A 20,755-nucleotide genomic window follows, 5' to 3' on the forward strand; every position below is an offset into this window, starting at 1 on the left:
CCTGGAAACGGACATCTCAGTCGTGGGACACACCGAGCTCGTTGTCGAGCACGTCGAACAGTTCGGCGTCGGACGCCGTGTCGAGATCGCCGCCGGCCGCCGGGTCGCCCGCGGGGCCGCCCGCCGCCGGGACGTCGCCGACCTTCCACAGCAGCGCGCGGAGCCGGTTGGCGATCCGGGTGCGGGCCCCGGCGTCCGGCGCGGCGTCCCGGAGGGCGCCGTCGAGCCGGTCGATCTCCGTGATCAGCCGGTCGGCCGGGTCGGCGCCCGCCGGGGCGAGCTCCGCCGCGAGGTGCTCGGCCAGCGCCGCCGAGCTGGGGAAGTCGAAGACGACCGTGACCGGGAGCTGGAGGCCGCTGGCGGCGTTGACCTGGTTGCGGAACCGGACGGCCGTGAGCGAGTCGAAGCCGAGGTCCTTGAACGCGCGGTCCGGGGCGATCGCGTCGGCGGACGCGTGCCCGAGGACGGTCGCCGCGTGCGACCGGACGAGGTCGAGCAGCACCGGGCCGCGCTCGTCCGCCGGGAGGGCGGCGAGCCGCGCGGCGAGCGGCGGCCCGGACCGGTCGGCGCGCCGCGCCGGAGTCCGGACGAGCCCGCGCAGCACCGGCGGCAGCATCCCGTCGGCGGCCTGTTCGTGCAGCGCGGACGGGTCGAGCCCCAGCGGGACGAGCAGCGGCCGGCCGCCCCGCAGCCCCCGGTCGAACAGTCCGAGGGCCTCCTGCGTGCCGAGCGGGACGATCCCGCTGCCGGAGAGCCGGGCGAGGTCGGCGTCGCCGAGCCCGCCGGTCATGCCGCTCGCCGTGGCCCACAGGCCCCAGGCGAGCGAGGCGGCGGGCCGCCCGGCGGCGTGCCGGTGGGCGGCGAGCGCGTCGAGGAACGCGTTCGCGGCGGCGTAGTTGGCCTGCCCCGGGTTCCCGAGGACGCCCGCCGCGGACGAGAACAGGACGAACGCGTCCAGGTCGGGGAGCAGCTCGTGCAGGTTCCACGCCGCGTCGACCTTAGGCCGCAGCACCCGGTGGACCTGCTCGGGCGTCAGCGAGCCGACGGTGGCGTCGGCCAGGACGCCGGCGGTGTGCACGACCGCGCGCACCGGATGCTCGGCGAGCAGCGCGGCGAGCGCGTCGCGGTCGGCGGCGTCGCACGCCGCCACGGTGACGTCCACGTCGGCGGGGAGGTCGTCCAGCTCGTCCAGTCCCTCGGCGGCGGGGCCGCGGCGGCTGATCAGCAGCAGCCGCCGGACACCGTGCTCGGCGACCAGCCGCCGGGCGACGAGGCGGCCGAGCGTGCCGGTGCCGCCGGTGATCAGGACGGTCCCGTCCGGGTCGAGGGCGATCTCGCCGTCCGTCCCGGAACCCGCCGGGACGAGGCGCGGCGCGTACAGGAGCCCGTCCCGGACCGCGAGCTGCGGTTCGCCCGTGGCGACGGCCGCCGCGACGTCGGCCGAGTCGTCGTCCACGTCGACGATCTGGACGCGCCCCGGGTTCTCGGTCTGCGCCGACCGGACGAGCCCCCAGACGGCGGCGGCCGGAAGGTCGCGGACGTCCTCGCCGGGACGGGCCGCGACCGCGCCGCGCGTGACGACGACCAGCGGCGAGTCGAGCGCCTGGAGCCGTGCGAGGACGTCCTCGACGGCGGTGTGCGCCCCGGCCGCCGGATCGTTGGCCCCGGTGTCGACGGTCAGCGTCTCGTAGGCGACGTCGTTCGCCGCCGCCGCCGCGACCGGCTGCCATTCCAGCCGGTACAGCGGGTCGCGGCCGCCGCGCAGCCGTCCCGTGTCGAGCGGCGCCAGCTCGACGGACGCGGCGGCGACCGGCGCGCCCGACTCGTCGGCGACGGTGACCTCCACCGCGTCCGGTCCGGGGACGAGCCGGGCCCGTAGCCGGGACGCGCCGGGCGCCGCCAGCGTCAGCCGCGACCACCGGGACGGCGCCCGGACCCCGCCGTCGTCGCCGAGCAGCACCGGCTGGAGGACCGCGTCGAGCAGCGCCGGGTGGACGCCGTATCCGCCGACGTCGGTGCCGTCCGGCAGGTCGAGTTCCGCGAAGACCTCGCCGTCCCGCCGCCAGGCGGCCCGCACTCCCTGGAAGACGGGTCCGTGGGCGAGGCCCGCGCGGAGCATCCGCCCGTACAGGCCGTCGACGTCGACGGGCTCCGCGCCCTGCGGCGGCCACTCCGCCAAGCCGTCGTCGAGCGTTCGCCTGGCGCCGAGCGTGCCGCTGGCGTGCTCGACCCATTCGGCGGCCATGCCGTCGTCGTCCGGCCGGGCGTAGACGGCGACGGCGCCGTCCCGAACGGTGACGTTGAGCCGGACGCCGCCGCGCGCGGGCAGCACCAGCGGGGCGTGCACCGTCAGCTCCTCGACCCCGCCGAAACCGGTGTGCGCGGCGGCGTGCAGGGCCAGTTCGGCGAAGGCGGCACCCGGCAGGACGACGGCGTCCCGTACGGAGTGCTCGCCCGCCCACGGGAGCCCGTCGGCGGAGACGCGGCCGCTGAACACGTGCCCGCCGGTCGGCAGGTCCGCGACCGCGCCGAGCAGCGGATGCCCGGCGGGCTCCAGCCCGAGCCCGGCCGCGTCGCGCGCGGCGGCGGAGCCGTCCAGCCAGAAGGAGCGGTGCTGGAACGCGTAGGTGGGCAGCGGGACGCGGCGCGCCGCCGTCCCCGCGTGCCAGGCCGCCCAGTCGACGTCGGCGCCGCCCGTGTGCGCGTGCGCGAGGGACGCGAGGAACCGGCGCGGTCCGCCGTCGTCGCGGCGCAGCGACTCGACGACCACGCCGTCGTCGCCGAGCGTCTCGGCGGTCGCGCCGGTGAGGATCGGGTGCGGGCTCGCCTCCACGTACAGGCGGTGCCCGTCCGCGCGCAGCGCCTGGACGGCCCGCTGGTACTGGACGGTCCCGCGCAGGTTGTCGTACCAGTACTCGGTGCCGAGCGCGGCCGTGTCGTCCAGCCGCCCGCCGGTCAGAGACGAGTAGAACGCGATCTCGGCGGTGCGCGGCGCGATCCCGGCCAGCAGGTCGAGGATCTCGGCGCGGATCTCCTCCATCTGGTGCGAGTGGGACGCGTAGTCGACCGGGATCGCCTTCGCGCGGACGCCCTCGTCCCGGTACGTCTCGACGAGGGCGAGCACGGCGTCCCGGTCGCCGGACACCACCGTCGCGGACGGCCCGTTGACGGCGGCGACGCTGACGCGCCCGTTCAGCCGCTTCTCGACGTCCCGCGAGGGCAGCGGGACCGACGCCATCGTGCCCCGCCCGTCCCGTCCGGCGAGCCCGGCGATCGCCCGGCCGCGCAGCGCGGCGACGGCGGCGGCGTCGTCCAGGGACAGCGCCCCGCACACGTACGCGGCGGCGATCTCGCCCTGCGAGTGCCCGGCGACGGCGTCCGGCCGGACGCCGAGCGACTCCCACAGCCGGGCCAGCGACGTCATCAGCGCGAACAGCGCGGGCTGGACGACGTCGACGCGGTCGAGCGTGGGCGCGCCGGGCGCCTGCCGCAGGACGTCGTGCAGCGACCAGTCGACGTGCGGGGCGAGCGCGTCCGCGCACGCGTCCAGGTGCTCGCGGAACACGGCGGACTCCGCCATCAGCTCGACGCCCATGCCCGCCCACTGCGCGCCCTGGCCGGGGAAGACGAACGCGACCCTGCCGTCCGCCCGGCCGTCCGCGCCGCTCCGCGGCTCGCGCACCAGCTCGGCGGCGGGCTCGCCGCCGACCAGCGCGGCGAGTCCGCGCTCCAGGGCGGCCCGGTCGTCGGCGACGACGGCGGCGCGGTGCTCGAAGTGCGTCCGCGCGGTGGCGAGGGTGAGGCCGACGTCCGCCGGGTCGAGGCCGGGGTCGTCGCGGAGCCGGGCGCGCAGCCGCTCGGCCTGGGCGCGCAGCGCGGTCTCGTCCCGGCCGGACACGAGCCACGCGGTCGGCCGCGCCGGGCCGGGTTCCGCCGGTTCCTCCGCGTCTTCCTCCGCGTCGGGGACGTGTTCGAGGACGATGTGCGCGTTCGTCCCGCTGATCCCGAACGACGACACCGCCGCCCGCCGGGGCCGGTCGGCGTCCGGCCACGGGGTCGTCTCGGTGAGCAGGCTGACCGCGCCGGACGTCCAGTCGACGTGCGGGGTCGGCTCGTCCACGTGCAGCGTCTTCGGGAGGACGCCGTGCCGCATCGCCTCGACCATCTTGATGATCCCGGCGACGCCCGCCGCGGCCTGGGTGTGGCCGATGTTCGACTTGACCGACCCGAGCCGCAGCGGCCGGTCGGCGGGACGCTCCCGCCCGTAGGTCGCGAGGAGCGCCTGCGCCTCGATCGGGTCGCCGAGCGTCGTCCCGGTGCCGTGGGCCTCGACGGCGTCGACGTCGTCCGGTGCGAGCCCGGCGCCGGCGAGCGCGGCGCGGATCACCCGCTGCTGGGACGGCCCGTTCGGCGCGGTGAGGCCGTTGCTCGCGCCGTCCTGGTTCACCGCCGAGCCGCGGATCACCGCGAGCACCGGGTGCCCGTTGCGGCGCGCGGTCGAGAGCCGCTCCAGCAGGACGAGCCCCGCGCCCTCGCCCCACGCGACGCCGTCGGCGGACGCGGCGAACGACTTGCTCCGCCCGTCGGGGGCGAGGCCGCGCTGGCGGCTGAACTCCACGAACGTCGTCGGCGTCGCCATGACGGTCACGCCGCCCGCCATCGCGAGCTCGCAGTCGCCGTCGCGCAGCGACTGGCAGGCCAGGTGGACGGCGAGCAGGGACGACGAGCACGCCGTGTCCACTGACACCGCCGGGCCTTCGAGCCCCAGCGTGTACGCGACCCGGCCGGACGCGACGCTGTACGAGCTGCCCGTCCCGACGTAGCCCTCGAAGCCGTCCGGGACGCGGCCGTAGAGCCGCGCGCCGTAGTCCCCGTACATGATCCCGGTGAAGACGCCCGTCCGGCTGCCGCGCAGGTCGCCGGGGACGATGCCCGCGCCCTCCAGCGCCTCCCACGCGACCTCCAGCAGGAGCCGCTGCTGCGGGTCGATCGTCATGGCCTCGCGCGGGCTGATGCCGAAGAAGTCGGCGTCGAACCGGTCGGCGGGGTGCAGGAACCCGCCCTCCCGGACGTAGCTCTTGCCCTGCTTCTCCGGGTCGGAGTCGAACAGCCCGTCGAGGTCCCAGCCGCGTCCGGTGGGGAACTCGGAGATCGCGTCCACGCCGTCCGCGACGAGCCGCCACAGCCCGGCCGGGGACGCGACCCCGCCGGGGAAGCGGCACGCCGTTCCGACGATCGCCACCGGCTCGGCGGCCGCGTCGGCGGCCCGCCGCCGCTCCGCCTTCAGGTGCTCGTTCTCCAGCAGCGCCGCGCGCAGCGCCGCCACGACCTTGCCGTCGGGGGACGTGCTCATCGCCAGCTCCGTGTTCTGTGCGCCGTCGTCATGTCTCGATCCGTGGTCATTCGGTGTCGCCCAGGGCCAGCCGGACGAGGTCGTCGACGTCCGCGGTGCGGATCGCGTCCGTCCCGTCGCCGCCCGTCCCGGCCGGTTCGTCGGCGTCGCCGGCGGCGAGCCGCAGCAGGGCGCCCATCAGGCCGGACTCCCGCAGCTTCGGGAGCGGGATGGCGGCGAGCGTCCGGCGGAGCTCGGCGTCCGCCGCGTCCTCGGCGGTGGCGGCGGCGACGCCCAGCTCCGCGCGGAGGTGGTGGGCGCTCGCCAGCGGGTTCGGGTAGTCGAAGAGGAGCGTCGCGGGCAGCCGCAGACCGGTCGCCGCGTTGAGCCGGTTGCGGAGTTCGAGGGCGCCGAGCGAGTCGAGCCCCATGTCGAGGAACTTGCGCTCCGCCGGGATCGTCTCGCCCTCCGGACGTCCCTGGACGGCGGCGAGCGCCGTCCTGACGACGTCCACCAGCACCCGGACCTGCTCCGGTTCGCTCTTGCCGGACAGGCGGCGGCGCAGCTCCGTCCCCGCCGTCCCCGACCCGTTCGCGGACGCCCGCGACGGCGGTGCCGGGACCAGCCCGCGCAGGACGGCGGGCAGCATCCCGGACGCGGCGTGCGAGCGCAGCGTCCCGAGGTCGAGCCGCACCGGGACGAGCAGCGGCCGGTCCCCGGCGAGCGCCAGGTCGAACAGCGCGAGCGCGTCGTCCGCGCCGAGCGGGACGACGCCCGTCCCGGACAGCCGGGCGAGGTCCGCCGCGCTGAGGTCGCCGGTGATGCCGCTGGCCGTGTTCCACAGGCCCCAGGCGAGCGACGTCGTCCGCCGTCCGGCGCGGGTGCGGTGGTGGGCGAGGGCGTCGAGGTAGGTGTTCGCGGCGGCGTAGTTCGCCTGCCCCGGATTGCCGAGGGTCGCGGCGGCCGACGAGAACAGGATGAGGTGTTCCGGCTGGTGGGGATGGTCGTGCAGGTACCGGACCGTGTCGACCTTGGGCCGCAGGACGGCGTGGAGCTGGTGCGGCGTGAGGTTGTCGACGGTCGCGTCGTCGATGATCCCGGCGGCGTGGACGACGGTCGCCGGGGTGTGCTCGGCGAGCAGGCGGCCGAACGCCTCCGGGTCGGTGGTGTCGCAGGCGGCGACGGTGACGTCGGCGTCGAGGCCGTCGAGTTCCGCCGCCGTGTCGGCGTTGCGGCCCCGCCTGCTGACGAGCACCAGGCGCCGGGCGCCGTGGTTCGCGACGAGGTGCCGGGCGATCAGGACGCCGAGGGTTCCGGTGCCGCCGGTGATGAGGACCGTCCCGTCCGGGTCGAACGGGACCGCCGGCTCGGCGGGCGGCCCGGCCCGGACGAGCCTCGGCGCGAACGCGGCGCCGTCCCGGAGCGCGAGCTGCGGCTCGCCCGTGGCGACGGCGGCGGGCAGCGCGTCGGCGCCGTCCTCGTCGACGTCGACGAGCTGGATCCGGCCCGGGTTCTCGGTCTGCGCCGACCGGACCAGGCCCCAGGCCGTGGCCGCGGGCAGGTCGGTGAGGTCCTCGTCCGGCCGGACGGCGACCGCGCCCCGGGTGACGACGACGAGCCTTGCGTCCGAGGAGCGCTCCTCCTTGAGCCACTGCTGAATTTCGGTGAGGACGTTCTCGGCGACGGAATGCGCCGCCGCCACCGGGTCCGCTGCGTCGGTGGTGACGGTGAGGGTCGTGTATTCGGCGTCGGGTGTCGTGCTGGCGAGGGGGAGAGGCGTCCAGTCGAGGCCGAAGAGGGAGTCCCGGCCGGTGCGGGCCGCCGCGAGCTGTTCGCCGCTGACCTCGCGCAGGGCCAGGGCCCGGACGGTGCCGACCGGCTGGCCCGACCCGTCCGCGAGGTCGATTCTCACCTCGTCGGGACGGTCGAACCCGAGCCGCACGCGCAGGCTCTTCGCGCCGGTGGCGTTCAGGGTGACGCCGCTCCAGGAGAACGGGAGGCGGACCGGGCCGTCGCCTTGACGGGCGGCGAGGGTGTGCAGCGCGGCGTCGAGCAGCGCTGGGTGCAGGCTGTAGGCGCTCGGGTCGCTTCCGGTGGTGTCGGGGAGTTCCGCTTCGGCGTGGATCTGGCCGTCGTCGTCCTGCCAGGCCGCTTTCAGGCCGTGGAACGCCGGGCCGTAGGTGAGGCCCTGCGCGGCGAGTCTCGCGTGAAGGTCGTCGATGTCGATGGGTGTGGCATTGGCGGGCGGCCAGGTAGTGGGCGGGCTTTCGGGAACTGCTCCGGTGGTGGTGACGGTGCCGGTGGCGTGGTGCGTCCAGTCGGCCGTGGTGGAGCGCGAATGAATGGTGATGGTTCGTTGGCCGTCGTCCGCGGGCGGCGTCAGCGAAAGGCGGAGCTGGACGGGATCGTCGGCGGTGACGGCGAGCGGCGCGTGGAGCGTCAGTTCGTCCACGGTGTCGTTGCCGGTCTGTCGCGCGGCGTGGAGTGCCAGTTCGAGGAAGGCCGTTCCGGGGAGGAGGACCGTGCCCTGGACGGCGTGGTCCGTCAGCCAGGGGTGGGAGTCGAGCGATATCCGGCCGGTGAACAGGTGCCCGCCGTCCGGGAGTTCGGCGGCCGCCCCGACGAACGGGTGCTCGGACGTGTCGAGACCGGCGGCGGTCAGGTCCATTCCCGTGGACGGGCTGTCGAGCCAGTAACGCCGTTCCTCGAACGGGTAGGTGGGGAGGTCGGTGTGGCGTCCGGCCGGGATGATCCGCGTCCAGTCGACCGGGACTCCGGTGTTGTGGGTTCGGATGACGTTGCCGAGCAGTGTCGAGGTCTGCGGCTGTTTCGGGTTCTGCAGGGCGATGGTCGTGTTCGTCGTCGTCTCACCGGTGAGAGTGGTGAGCGTGGTGTCGGGGCCTATTTCGATGTAGGCGGTGACGCCCTGCTCGTCGAGGTATTGGACGGCCTTGTGGTAGTTGACGGTGCCGAGGAGGTGCTCGGCCCAGTATTCGGGGGTGTGCTCGGCGGGCTGACCGGTGAGGTTGGAGATGACCGGGATGTTCGCGGAGTGGTGGGTGATTCGTCGGGCGGCCTCGGTCAGGGGCGCGACGGCGTCGTCCATTAGCGAGGAGTGGAAGGCGCGGTTTGTGGTGAGCAGGCGGGTGCGCCGTCCTTGGTCTTTCCAGTGCTGGACGATTTCCTCGACCGCGTCGCGTGGGCCTGAGATGACCGTGCTGTGCGCGGTGTTGATGGCCGCGATGCTCACGCCGTCCGGAAGGGTGATTTCGTCGGGGGCTGCATTGATGGCGGCCATGGCCCCGGCGGGGGTGTCGTGCATGGCGCGGGCGCGTGCGGTGACCAGCGCGGACGCATCCGCGAGGGACAGCGTCCCGGAGGTGTAGGCGGCGGTGATCTCACCCAGCGAATGCCCGACCAGGTGATGGGGCGTGATCCCCCAATGGGTTAGCAGGGCATGCAGCGCGATTTGGTAGGCGAAGAGGGCGGGCTGCGTATAGAGGGTCTGGTTCAGTTCTTCGGGGTCGTCGGCGAACATGACCTGCTTGAGTCGCGGGTCGAGGTGTTCGCACGCGGCGTCGAGAGCTTCGGCGAATACCGGGAACGTCTCATACAGTTCCCGGCCCATTCCCGCGTGTTGTGCGCCCTGCCCGGAGTAGAGGAACGCGACCCTCCCGGGGTTCGCGGTGACCGGCTCCAGGTCGTCGTCCAGTCGTTGGACGAGTTCGTCGGCGGTGTTCGCGACCATGCCCGCGCGCAGCGGGAAATGGGCGCGTCCGGTCGCCAGCGTCCGGGCGATGTCGGGGAGTTCGACCGAAGGGTTGGCGGCGACGAAATCGCGAAGTTGTGCCGCCTGGTCCCGCAGGGCGGATTCGGTCTTGGCCGAGAGGAGCACCGGTAGCGGATGGGCGGGCTGCTCGGGCTCTCCGGCGTCAGTGCTGCCGGGGGCTTGTTCGAGGATGATGTGGGCGTTCGTCCCGCTGATTCCGAATGACGAGACCGCCGAGCGCCGGGGTTGGTCGTTCTCCGGCCAGTCGATCTGTTCGGTGAGGAGACTGACGGCGCCGGTTTCCCAGTCGACGTGCGGCGAGGGCTCGTCCACGTGCAGGGTCTTGGGCAGGATGCCGTGGCGCATCGCTTCGACCATTTTGATGATTCCGGCGACGCCCGCGGCGGCCTGAGTGTGGCCGATGTTCGACTTGATGGATCCAAGCCGCAGCGGCCGTTCGGCGGGCCGTTCCCGCCCGTAGGTGGCGAGCAATGCCTGCGCTTCGATCGGGTCGCCGAGAGTGGTGCCGGTGCCGTGGGCTTCGACGACGTCGATGTCGTCCGGTGCGAGCCCGGAATTGGCGAGCGCGGCCCGGATCACCCGCTGCTGTGATGGGCCGTTCGGCGCCGTCAGGCCATTGCTCGCGCCGTCCTGGTTGATGGCGGAGCCGCGGACGACGGCGAGAATCGGATGGCCGTTCGCGTGCGCGTCCGAGAGCCGTTCCACGAGCAGCATTCCGGCGCCTTCGCCCCACGCCACTCCGTCGGCCGCGGCGGCGAACGACTTGCAGCGCCCGTCCGGGGAAAGGCCCCGCTGGCGGCTGAACTCAACGAACGTGCTCGGCGTCGCCATCACCGTGGAGCCTCCGGCGAGCGCCAGGTCGCATTCGCCGCTCCGGAGCGCCTGCGCGGCCAGGTGCAGGGCGACCAGCGACGACGAGCACGCCGTGTCCACCGTGACGGCAGGTCCCTCGAAGCCGAACGTGTACGAGACGCGCCCGGACGCGACGCTCCCGGAGCTGCCGGTGCCGACGTAACCCTCGACGTCCTTCGGGATCTGCCGGGCCAGGCGGCCCCCGTAGTCGCTGTACATGATCCCGGTGAAGACGCCGGTCCGGCTGCCGCGCAGGCCGCCGGGGTCGAGGCCCGCGCGTTCGAGCGCCTCCCAGGTCGTCTCCAGGAGGAGCCGCTGCTGCGGGTCGATGGCGAGGGCCTCGCGCGGGGTGATCCCGAAGAAGGCCGGGTCGAAGTGGTCGGCGTCGTGCAGGAACCCGCCGTGCCTGGTGTAGCTCTTGCCGGGACGTTCCGGGTCCGGGTCGTAGAGCGCGGCGACGTCCCAGCCGCGCCCGGTGGGGAACGGCGACACGGCGTCCGTCCCCGAGGTGACGAGGTTCCAGAGGTCGCGCGGGCCGCGGACGCCGCCCGGGTAGCGGCACGCCATCCCGACGATCGCGATCGGCTCGTCGACGGCGGCGCGCGTGACGGCCGGCGCGGCCGTCGCCTCCGGACGCGTCCGGAGGAGGCGCTCGCCGAGCAGGTCCGCGAGCGCGGCGGGCGTCGGATAGTCGAAGACCAGCGTGGCGGGCAGCGCGAGCCCGCTCGTCCGCTTGAGCCGGTTGCGCAGCTCGACGGCGGTGAGCGAGTCGAACCCGAGCTCCTGGAACGGCCGGTCCGGTTCGACCGCCTGGCCGGACCTGTGCCCGAGCGCCGTCGCGACCTCCGACCTGACCAGGTCGAGCAGCGCGGCCCGCCGGTCCTCGTCGCCGAGCCGGGCGAGCCGCTGGACGAGCGCGGCCGACCCGCGTCCCGGCCGCCGGGCCCCGGTGCGGACGAGACCGCGCAGCACCGAGGGCAGCGCGTCGCCCAGGTCGCGGAGCGCGGCCGGTTCGAGCCGGACGGGGGCGAGCACGGCGTCGTCCAGCGAACGCGCGAGGTCGAAGAGCGCGAGCCCCTGCTCGGAGCCGATCGGGGTGATCCCGTCGCGGGACATCCGCGCCGCCGTGTCCGCGCCGGTCCCGGCGGCCATGCCGTCCGACGCCCACGGGCCCCAGGCGAGCGACGTCGCGGGCAGCCCGGCGGCGCGGCGGCGGTGCGCGAGCGCGTCGAGGAACGCGTTCGCGGCGGCGTAGTTGGCCTGCCCGGGGCTGCCGAGCGTGCCCGCCACGGACGAGAACAGGATGAACGCGTCCAGGTCGGCGGTGAGTTCGTGCAGGTTCCAGGCGGCGTCGACCTTGGGGCGGAGCACCGTGTCGAGCCGGTCGGCGGTCAGGCCGGTGACGGTCGCGTCGTCCAGGATCCCGGCCGTGTGGACGACGGCGGTGACGGGATGGTCGGCGAGCAGGTCCGCGAGCGCCCGCCGGTCGGACACGTCGCACGCCGCGATCGTGACGTCCGCGCCGTGCGCGGTCAGCTCCGCCTCCAACTCCGCCGCGCCCGGGGCGTCGGGGCCTCGGCGGCTGACGAGCAGGAGCCGCCGTACGCCGTGGTCGGCGGCCAGGTGCCCGGCGACCAGCCCGCCGAGCGCGCCCGTCCCGCCGGTGATCAGGACCGTGCCGTCCGGGTCGAACGCCTGGACGGCCACCGATGGGTCGGCCGCGGCCCGGGCCAGGCGGGGGACGTGCATTCCGCCGTCGCGGACGGCGATCTGCGGCTCGTCGGTCGCCACGGCCGCCGCGACGGTCGCGCGGGCGGCGTCCGCGTCGAGGTCGAGCAGGACGACCCGGTCCGGGTTCTCCGCCTGCGCCGAGCGGACCAGGCCCCACACGGCCGCCGTGGCGGGGTCGGGGACGTCCATGACCGAGCCATGGGTGACGACCGCGAGGCGGACGTCGGTGAGCCGCTCGTCCGGAAGGAAGTCCTGGAGAAGCGCCAGGACGTCCTTGGTGAGGGCGTGCGCGTGGGCGGCCGGGTCGGTGCCGCCGTCCGGCGCGCAGCGGACGAAGAGCAGGTCGGGTGTCGCCGCGCCGGACTCGATCGCGTCCCGGAGCGCGGCGAGGTCCGGGTAGGCGGGCTCGTCTTCGGCCATGACGCCCACCGGGTCGCCCAGTGCCGCCCAGCCGCCGGTCGGGTCTTCGGGGGTGACGGGTTTCGGCGTCCACTCGGTCCGGTAGATCGACGGCGGTGCCGCCTTGACGAGCTGCTCCGTCCGGACGGGACGCGTGGCCAGCGCCCCGACCGTCGCGACCGGCGTCCCGGTGGAGTCGGCGAGCTGGAGGGCGAGCGTCTCGGCGGACGTCGGGGTCAGCCGGGCCCGCAGGGTTCCCGCCCTGGTGTCGCTCAACGTGACGCCGCTCCAGGAGAACGGCAACCGGATCGCGCCCGGATCCCCGGTCTCGCCGGAGCGGAGGGTCGAGTGCAGGACGGCGTCGAGGAGGGCCGGGTGCAGGTGGAATCCGGCACCGGGCTCTTCTGGGAGCTCCGCCTCCGCGTATATGTCGGCCCCGTCCTGCCAGGCGGCCTTGAGGCCCTGGAACAGCGGGCCGTAGACGTAGCCGCGCTCGGCCAGCCGGTCGTAGAGATCCGCGATGTCGACCGGGGCGGCGCCGGGAGGCGGCCAGGCCGCCAGATCCGTGCGGACGGGATTTCCCGTCGCCGTGACGCTGCCGGTGGCGCAGATCGTCCATTCCTGCTTGTCGGCGGAATCGCCGTAGGCGCGGGCCCGAATGGTGATCGCTCGGTCGTCGTCGACGATGACCTGGAGTTGCGCTGCCTCGCCGTCCGCCAGGATCACGGGCGCGTGCAGGGTCAGCTCGTCGACCGTGTCGCATCCGACATGGCTCGCGGCGTGCAGCGCGAGTTCGAGGTAGAGCGTGGCGGGCAGCAGGACGGCGCCGTGGATCGCATGGTCGGCGAGCCAGGGGTGGGAATCGAGCGAGACCCGTCCGCTGAAGAGGAATTCGCCCTCGCCCGGCAGATCCGTGACGGCCGTGAGGAACGGATGGTCGGTGCTTTGCAGGCCGTGGCTCGCCGCGCCCGAGACGGCGAGGCTCTTGGTGGTCCAGTAGCGGTCGTGCCGGAACGGATAGGTCGGCAGTTCGACCTGACGTCCGGCAGGAATGATCTTCGGCCAGTCGACGGAGACACCGCTGTTGTGGGCGTTGGTGATCCCGGTGAGCAGCGCACTGCTCTGCGGTTGTTTCGGATTCTGCAGGGCGACGGTCGCGCCGGTGACCGTCTCGCCGGTGAGGGCGGTGAGTGTGGCGTCGGGCCCGATTTCGATGAACGTTGTGACGCCCTGCCGGTCGAGGTACTGAACGGCTTGGTGGTAGTTGACCGTCCCGAGGAGGTGCTCGGCCCAGTATTCGGGCGTGTGCTCGGCAGGCTCCCCGGTGAGGTTGGAGATGACCGGGATTGTGGCCGGATTGTGGACGAGGTCCCGTGCGGCCTGAGTCAGGTGCTCGACAGCCTGGTCCATGAGGGAGGAGTGGAAGGCGCGGTTGGTGGTGAGCAGGCGGGTGCGTCGTCCTTGGTCTTTCCAGTGTTGGGCGATTTGTTGGACGGCGTCGCGCGGGCCGGAGATGACCGTGCTGTGTGCGGCGTTGATGGCGGCGATGCTGACGCCGTCCGGGAGGGTGATTTCGTCGGGGGCTGCGTTGATGGCGGCCATGGCCCCGGCGGGGGTGTTGTGCATGGCGCGGGCGCGGGCGGTGACCAGCGCAGCCGCGTCGGCCAGGGAGAGCGTTCCGGAGGTGTGGGCGGCGGTGAGTTCGCCCAGGGAATGCCCGACCAGGAAGTGCGGGGTGATTCCCCAGTCGGCCAGGAGCGCGTGGAGTGCTGTCTGGTAGGCGAAGAGGGCGGGTTGGGTGTAGAGGGTCTGGTTCAGTTCTTCTGGGTCGTCGGCGAACATGATCCGCTTGAGTTGCGGATCCAAGTGTTCGCAGGCGGCGTCGAGAGCTTCGGCGAATACCGGGAACGTCTCGTACAGTTCACGGCCCATTCCCGCGTGCTGTGCGCCCTGCCCGGAGTAAAGGAACGCGACCTTCCCAGGGCGGCTGACGACCGGCTGGAGGTCGTCCAGCCCCCGGACGAGTTCCGCGGCGCTTCCGGCGACGATCCCGGCACGGTGGGCGAAATGGCTGCGCCCGTTCGCGAGGGTGTGGGCGATGTCCGCGACGTCGGCCGCCGGGTCGGAGGCGACGAATTCGCGCAGTCGCGCGGCCTGCTCGTACAGCGCGCTTTCCGTCTTGGCCGAGAGCAGCACCGGCACGGGATGGCCGGGCCGTTCCGGCTCGGACACGTCCGCCCCGGGCGCCTCTTCGAGGATGACGTGGGCGTTGGTGCCGCTGATCCCGAACGAGGAGACCCCGGCGCGGTGCGGGTGACCGTAGTCGGGCCATTCGATGGCCTCGGTCAGCAGACTGACGGCCCCGGACTCCCAGTCGACGTGCGGTGAAGGCTCGTCGATGTGCAGGCTCTTGGGCAGGACGCCGTGCCGCATCGCCTGCACCATCTTGATGACCCCGGCGACACCCGCCGCGGCCTGCGTGTGGCCCATGTTCGATTTGATCGACCCGAGCCGCAGCGGCTGGTCGGCCGTCCGCGCCTGCCCGTAGGTGGCGAGGAGCGCCTGCGCCTCGATGGGGTCGCCCAGCGTCGTCCCGGTGCCGTGCGCTTCGACGGCGTCCACCTGGTCGGCGGTGAGTCCGGCGTTGGCGAGCGCGGCCCGGATCACCCGCTGCTGCGACGGGCCGTTCGGCGCCGTCAGGCCATTGCTCGCGCCGTCCTGGTTGATCGCGGTGCCCCGCACCACGGCCAGGACGGGGTGCCCGTTGGCCTTCGCGTCCGACAGCCGTTCCAGCAGGAGCATCCCCGCGCCCTCGCCCCACGCCACGCCGTCGGCGGACGCGGAGAACGACTTGCTGCGTCCGTCCGGGGCGAGGCCGCGCTGGCGGCTGAACTCCACGAACATGCCCGGCGAGGCCATGATCGTGGAGCCTCCGGCGAGCGCCAGCCCGCATTCGCCGTTGCGCAGCGACTGGACGGCCAGGTGCAGCGCGACCAGCGACGACGAGCACGCCGTGTCGACGCTGACCGCCGGGCCCTCCAGCCCGAAGGTGTAGGCGATCCGTCCGGACGCGACGCTCGCCGTGTTGCCGGTCAGCAGGTAGCCGCCGAGCTCCTCCGGCCCGTGATGCTGAAGGGACAGGTATTCGGCGGTCGCGACCCCGGCGAACACGCCCGTCGCGCTGCCGCGCACGGTCGCGGGGTCGATGCCCGCCCGCTCGAACGCCTCCCACGCGGTCTCCAGCATGAGCCGCTGCTGCGGGTCCATCGCGAGGGCCTCGCGGGGGCTGATGCCGAAGAAGTCCGCGTCGAACCGGTCGACGCCGTCGAAGAATCCGCCCTGCGTCGTGTAGGTGCGGCCGGGCGTGCCGGGAGTGGGGTCGAAGAGGGCGGCCTTGTCCCAGCCCCGGTCGGTCGGGAACTGGGTCACGGCGTCGATCCCGTCCGCGACCAGTCGCCACAGCCCCTCGGGGTCGCGGACGTCGCCGGGGAAGCGGCAGCCCATCCCGACGATCGCGATCGGCTCGTCGGTCGCCTGCACGATCGCCGACGCGACGGGCGCCGCCGTCTCCGCCGACTCGTCCGACAGCTCGCCCGCCAGATGCGCGGCCAGCGCCTCGGGCGTCGGATAGTCGAACAGCGTGGCGGCGGGCAGCCGCAGCCCCGTGCTCCGGCTGAGGTGGTTGCGCAGGTCGACGGCGGTGAGCGAGTCGAACCCGAGCGACTGGAACGGGCGCGTCGCCTCGACGGCCTCCGCCGTCGCGTGCCCGAGCACCGCCGCGGCCTCCTCCCGCACCAGGTCGAGCAGGGCGCTCTCCAGCTCGGCGCGGCTCTTCCCGGCGAGCTTCGACGCGCCCGGCCGAGCCGCGGCGGACTGCCGCGCCCGCCGCGACGGCGACCGCACCAGCCGCGCCGGGACCAGCGCCGCCGCGTCCGCGCCGACCGCGAGGTCGAACAGCGCGAGCCCCTGCTCGGCGGACAGCGGCGCGACACCGCTGCGGGCGAGCCGCGCCGCGTCCGCCTCGGTCAGTTCACCGGCCATCCCGGTCATCGCCCACGGCCCCCAGGCGAGGGACACGGCGGGCTGACCCTGGTGGACGCGGTGGTGGGCGAGGGCGTCGAGGTAGGTGTTGGCGGCGGCGTAGTTGGCCTGTCCGGGGTTGCCGAGCGTTCCGGCGGCGGACGAGAACAGGACGAACGCGTCCAGGTCGCCGGTGAGCTCGTGCAGGTTCCAGGCCGCGTCGACCTTCGGGCGGAGGACGGCGTCGAGCTGCTCCGGTTCGAGGTTCGCGATGGTCGCGTCGTCCAGGACACCGGCCGCGTGGACGACCGCGTTCACCTGATGCCGCGCGAGGAGGTCGGCGAGGGCCTCCCGGTCGGCGGCGTCGCACGCGGCGACCGTGACATCGGCCTGCAATTCCTGGAGTTCGGCGGCGTTCTCGGCGTCCGGTCCCCGGCGGCTGATGACGAGCAGGCGGCGGACGCCGTGCCCGTCCACCAGGTGCCGTGCGATGAGGCGGCCGAGGCTGCCGGTGCCGCCCGTGATCAGGACGGTGCCGTCCGGGTCGAACGGGCTCGCGGGGGATTGCGCGGCGAGGTCGGCGCGCGGGAGGCGGAAGGCGTGCGGGGCCCCGTCGCGCAGCACGAGTTGCGCCTCGTCGCCGACGCCGAGCGACGCCGGGAGGGCCGCCGCGCTCGACTCCCGGTCGTCGAGGTCGATGAGCGTGAACCGTCCGGGATGCTCCGACTGCGCCGCGCGGATGAGGCCCCAGGCGGGCGCGGCGGCCAGGTCGGTGATCGGCTCGCCCGGGTGGACGGCGACCGCGCCGCGCGTGGCGACCGCGAGCCGGACGTCCGCGAGCCGCTCGTCGGCGAGCCATTCCCGGACGAGGCCGAGGAGCCGCCGGGTGGCGGAATGGGCCGCCTCGGCGGAGCCGTTCCCGTCGCCGCCGTGGCACACCAGAATGGTCGACGGAGGCCGCTCGCCATTGTCGAGAACCTCGCTCAGCGCGGCGAGGTCGGCGAAGGCGGGAACGTCGGCGGGGGCCAGCGAGGGGAACGGCTCACCGAGGAGGGCCCATTCCGTTCCGGCACCGCTTTCGATCGGCGTCCAGTCGACCCGGTGAACGGTGTCGCCGCCGCCGGAGCCGATCCGGTCGGCGGGCATGGGCCGGACGGCGAGCCCGCGGATCGTCGCGACCGGGGCGCCGGAACCGTCCGCCAGCACCAGCCGTACGGAGTCGGACGCCAGCACTTCGATCCGCACCCGGAGACGGTCGGCGCCGGGCGCGTGCAGCGACACACCGCTCCATGAGAACGGCACGCTCAAACGGTCAGCGCCCTGGACGACGAAGGTGTGCAGCGCGCAGTCCAGAAGGGCCGGGTGGATGCCGAAGGCGCCCGGCCGGGCGTCGTCGGGGAGCGCCACTTCCGCGTAGAAGTTCTGGTCCTGTCGCCAGGCGGCGCGCACTCCGAGAAATGACGGGCCGTAGTCGAATCCGAGATTGCCGAGGAACTGGTAGATCTCGTCCGGGTCGAGCGGTTCGGCGTTCGCGGGCGGCCACGCGGTCAGTGCGACGGGCTCGGGGGACGTGGTGGTGACCAGGCCGATGGCATGCCGCGTCCATTCGGTGTCGCGCGCCGCGTCCTCCGGACGGGAATGGACGGTGAAGGAACGTCCGCCATTTCCGTCCTCCGGGCCGATCGCCAACCGGATCTGGAAGACCTCGCCGTCCTGAACGCCCAGCGCGGCGTGATGGGTCAGTTCCTCGACCGTGTCGTAGCCGATGTAGTTCGCGGCATGAAGCGCGAACTCGACATAGGCCGTCCCGGGGAGGACGGCGGTGTCGTAGACGATGTGGTCGGCGAGCCACGGCTGCGATTTGAGGGAAAGCGTCCCGGTGAAGACGTGCCCCTGGTCGTCAGGGAGTTCCACGACCGCGCTCAGCAGCGGGTGCCCGGTGGACGTCAGCCCGGCGGTGCGCAGATCGGCACTCGTCGCGGGCGCGTCCAGCCAGTAGGGCTTCTCCTCGAACGGGTAGGTGGGGAGATCGGTGTGATGTCCGGCCGGGATGATCCGTGCCCAGTCCACCGGGACTCCGGTGTTGTGGACCTGGGTGATGTTGCCGAGCAGCGTCGAGGTCTGCGGCTGCTTCGGGTTCTGGAGCGGAATGGTGGTCGCGGTGGTGGTGTCCGCCGTGAGGGCGGTGAGCGTGGTGTCGGGTCCTATTTCGATGTAGGTGGTGACGCCCTGCTCATCCAGGTATTGGACGGCCTTGTGGTAGTTGACCGTGCCGAGGAGGTGCTCGGCCCAGTATTCGGGCGTGTGCTCGGCGGGCTGACCGGAGAGGTTGGAGATAACCGGAATGGACGCCGGGTTATGGGCGATGGCGCGGGCCGCTTCGGTCAGGGGCGCGACGGCGTCGTCCATTAGCGAGGAGTGGAAGGCGCGGTTGGTGGTGAGCAGGCGGGTGCGACGCCCTTCGTCCTTCCAGTGCTGGACGATTTCCTGAACGGCCTCGGACGGCCCCGAAACAACTGTGCTGTGTGCCGTGTTGACGGCGGCGATGCTGACGCCGTCCGGGAGGGTGATTTCCTCGGGGGCTGCGTTGATGGCGGCCATGGCCCCGGCGGGGGTGTCGTGCATCGCGCGGGCGCGTGCGGTGACCAGCGCAGCCGCGTCGGCCAGCGAGAGCGTCCCGGAGATGTAGGCGGCGGTGAGTTCGCCCAGGGAATGCCCGACCAGGAAGTGCGGCGTGATTCCCCAATCGGAGAGGAGTGCGTGGAGTGCTGTCTGGTAGGCGAACAGGGCGGGCTGGGTGTAGAGGGTCTGGTTCAGTTCTTCCGGGTCGTCGGCGAACATGATCCGCTTGAGCTGCGGATCGAGGTGTTCGCAGGCGGCATCCAGGGCCTCGGCGAATACGGGGAACGTCTCGTACAGCTCGCGGCCCATTCCCGCGTGCTGAGAACCCTGGCCCGAGTAGAGAAACGCAACCTTGCCCGAGTGCCGGACGGATTCGCCGACGACCTCGCCCTCAAGGCCGTGGCGCAGTTCGGCGAGATCGGTCGCGACGATGGCGGCACGGTGGTCGAAATGGGTGCGTCCGGTCGCCAGGGTATGGGCGATGTCCGCGAGTTCGGCCGTGGGCTCGGCCGAGACGAAGTCGCGCAGCCGTGCCGCCTGCTCCTGCAAGGCGGGCTCGGTCTTGGCCGAAAGGAGAACCGGCAGCGGGTGCTGAGGCAGCACCGCCTCGGGCACTTCGGCTTCCGGTGCCTGTTCGAGGATGACGTGCGCGTTCGTCCCGCTGATCCCGAATGACGAGACCGCCGAGCGCCGGGGACGGTCGTTCTCCGGCCACGCGATCTGCTCGGTGAGCAGGCTGACCGCGCCGGATTCCCAGTCGACGTGCGGCGAGGGCTCGTCCACGTGCAGGGTCTTGGGCAGCACGCCGTGGCGCATCGCTTCGACCATTTTGATGATCCCGGCGACACCCGCGGCGGCCTGCGTGTGGCCGATGTTCGACTTGATCGACCCGAGCCGCAGCGGCCGTTCAGAAGAGCGCTCTTGTCCATAAGTGGCGAGCAACGCCTGCGCTTCGATCGGGTCGCCGAGTGACGTCCCGGTGCCGTGGGCTTCGACGGCGTCGACGTCCTCCGGATTCAAGCCCGAATTGGCGAGCGCGGCCCGGATCACCCGCTGCTGCGACGGGCCGTTCGGCGCCGTCAGACCATTGCTCGCGCCATCCTGGTTGACGGCCGAACCGCGGACGACGGCCACGATCGGGTGGCCGTTCGCCTGGGCGTCCGACAGCCGTTCGACCACCAGGACACCGGCGCCCTCGGCCCAGCCCGTCCCGTCGGCGGCGGACGAGAACGCCTTGCAGCGCCCGTCCGGGGAAAGGCCCCGCTGGCGGCTGAATTCGACGAAGACGCCGGGCGACGTCATCACCGTCGCGCCGCACGCGAGCGCCAGATCGCATTCGCCGTTGCGGAGCGACTGAACGGCGAGGTGCAGCGCTACCAGCGACGACGAGCACGCCGTGTCGATGCTAACCGCCGGGCCCTCCAGGCCGAGCGAATAGGAGAGCCGTCCGGACGCGACGCTGGCGAGAATTCCGGTCAGCAGATAGCCCTCGGACTCGGGCGGGCCGCCGTATCGCATCGTGGCGTACTCCGCCGTCGCGACTCCGGTGAAGACGCCGGTCCGGCTGCCGCGCAATGTGGCCGGGTCGATCGCGGCGCGCTCAAGGGCCTCCCAGGACGACTCCAGCAGAAGCCGCTGCTGCGGGTCCATCGCCAGCGCTTCCCGCGGGCTGATCCCGAAGAACTCGGCGTCGAACTTTTCGGCGTCCTTCACGAAACCGCCGCGGACGCAGTACGTCTTTCCCGGCACGTCCGGGTCCGGGTCGTACAGCTCGTCGGCGTTCCAGCCTCGCGCCTCCGGGAAACCGGAAATGGCCTCCTCGCCCCGCTCGACGAGATCCCACAGTTCGCCGGGCGACCGGACGTCGCCCGGGAAACGGCATCCCATCGCGACGATGGCGATGGGCTCGTGGTTCTTCGACTCGATGTCGCGGAGGCGCCGGCGCGCGTCGTGCAGATCGGCGGTGACGCGCTTGAGATAGCCGCGCAGGGTGTCCTCGTTGGTCATTG

General features: G+C 73.3%; 2 protein-coding genes. Both read right to left on the reverse strand.

Features of this window, described 5'->3' with window-relative positions; all coding sequences use genetic code 11:
• Positions 1–16 precede the first annotated feature (16 nt).
• Positions 17–5,353 (reverse strand): type I polyketide synthase, encoded by a 5,337-nt coding sequence (locus FXF65_RS05815; protein ID WP_222868386.1) that lies wholly within the window; start codon positions 5,351–5,353, stop codon positions 17–19.
• A gap of 46 nt (positions 5,354–5,399) precedes the next feature.
• Complete coding sequence (locus FXF65_RS05820) at positions 5,400–20,753, reverse strand: type I polyketide synthase (protein WP_148348653.1); 15,354 nt, start codon at positions 20,751–20,753, stop codon at positions 5,400–5,402.
• Between the last annotated feature and the right edge of the window lie 2 nt (positions 20,754–20,755).

It is taken from the genome of Actinomadura syzygii (assembly GCF_008085905.1).
GTDB lineage: Bacteria > Actinomycetota > Actinomycetes > Streptosporangiales > Streptosporangiaceae > Spirillospora > Spirillospora syzygii.

Coding starts and splice junctions, on each gene's coding strand:
- FXF65_RS05815 (WP_222868386.1), bottom strand. CDS start 5,353: ATGAGCACGTCCCCCGACGGCAAGGTCGTGGCGGCGCTGCGCGCGGCG.
- FXF65_RS05820 (WP_148348653.1), bottom strand. CDS start 20,753: ATGACCAACGAGGACACCCTGCGCGGCTATCTCAAGCGCGTCACCGCC.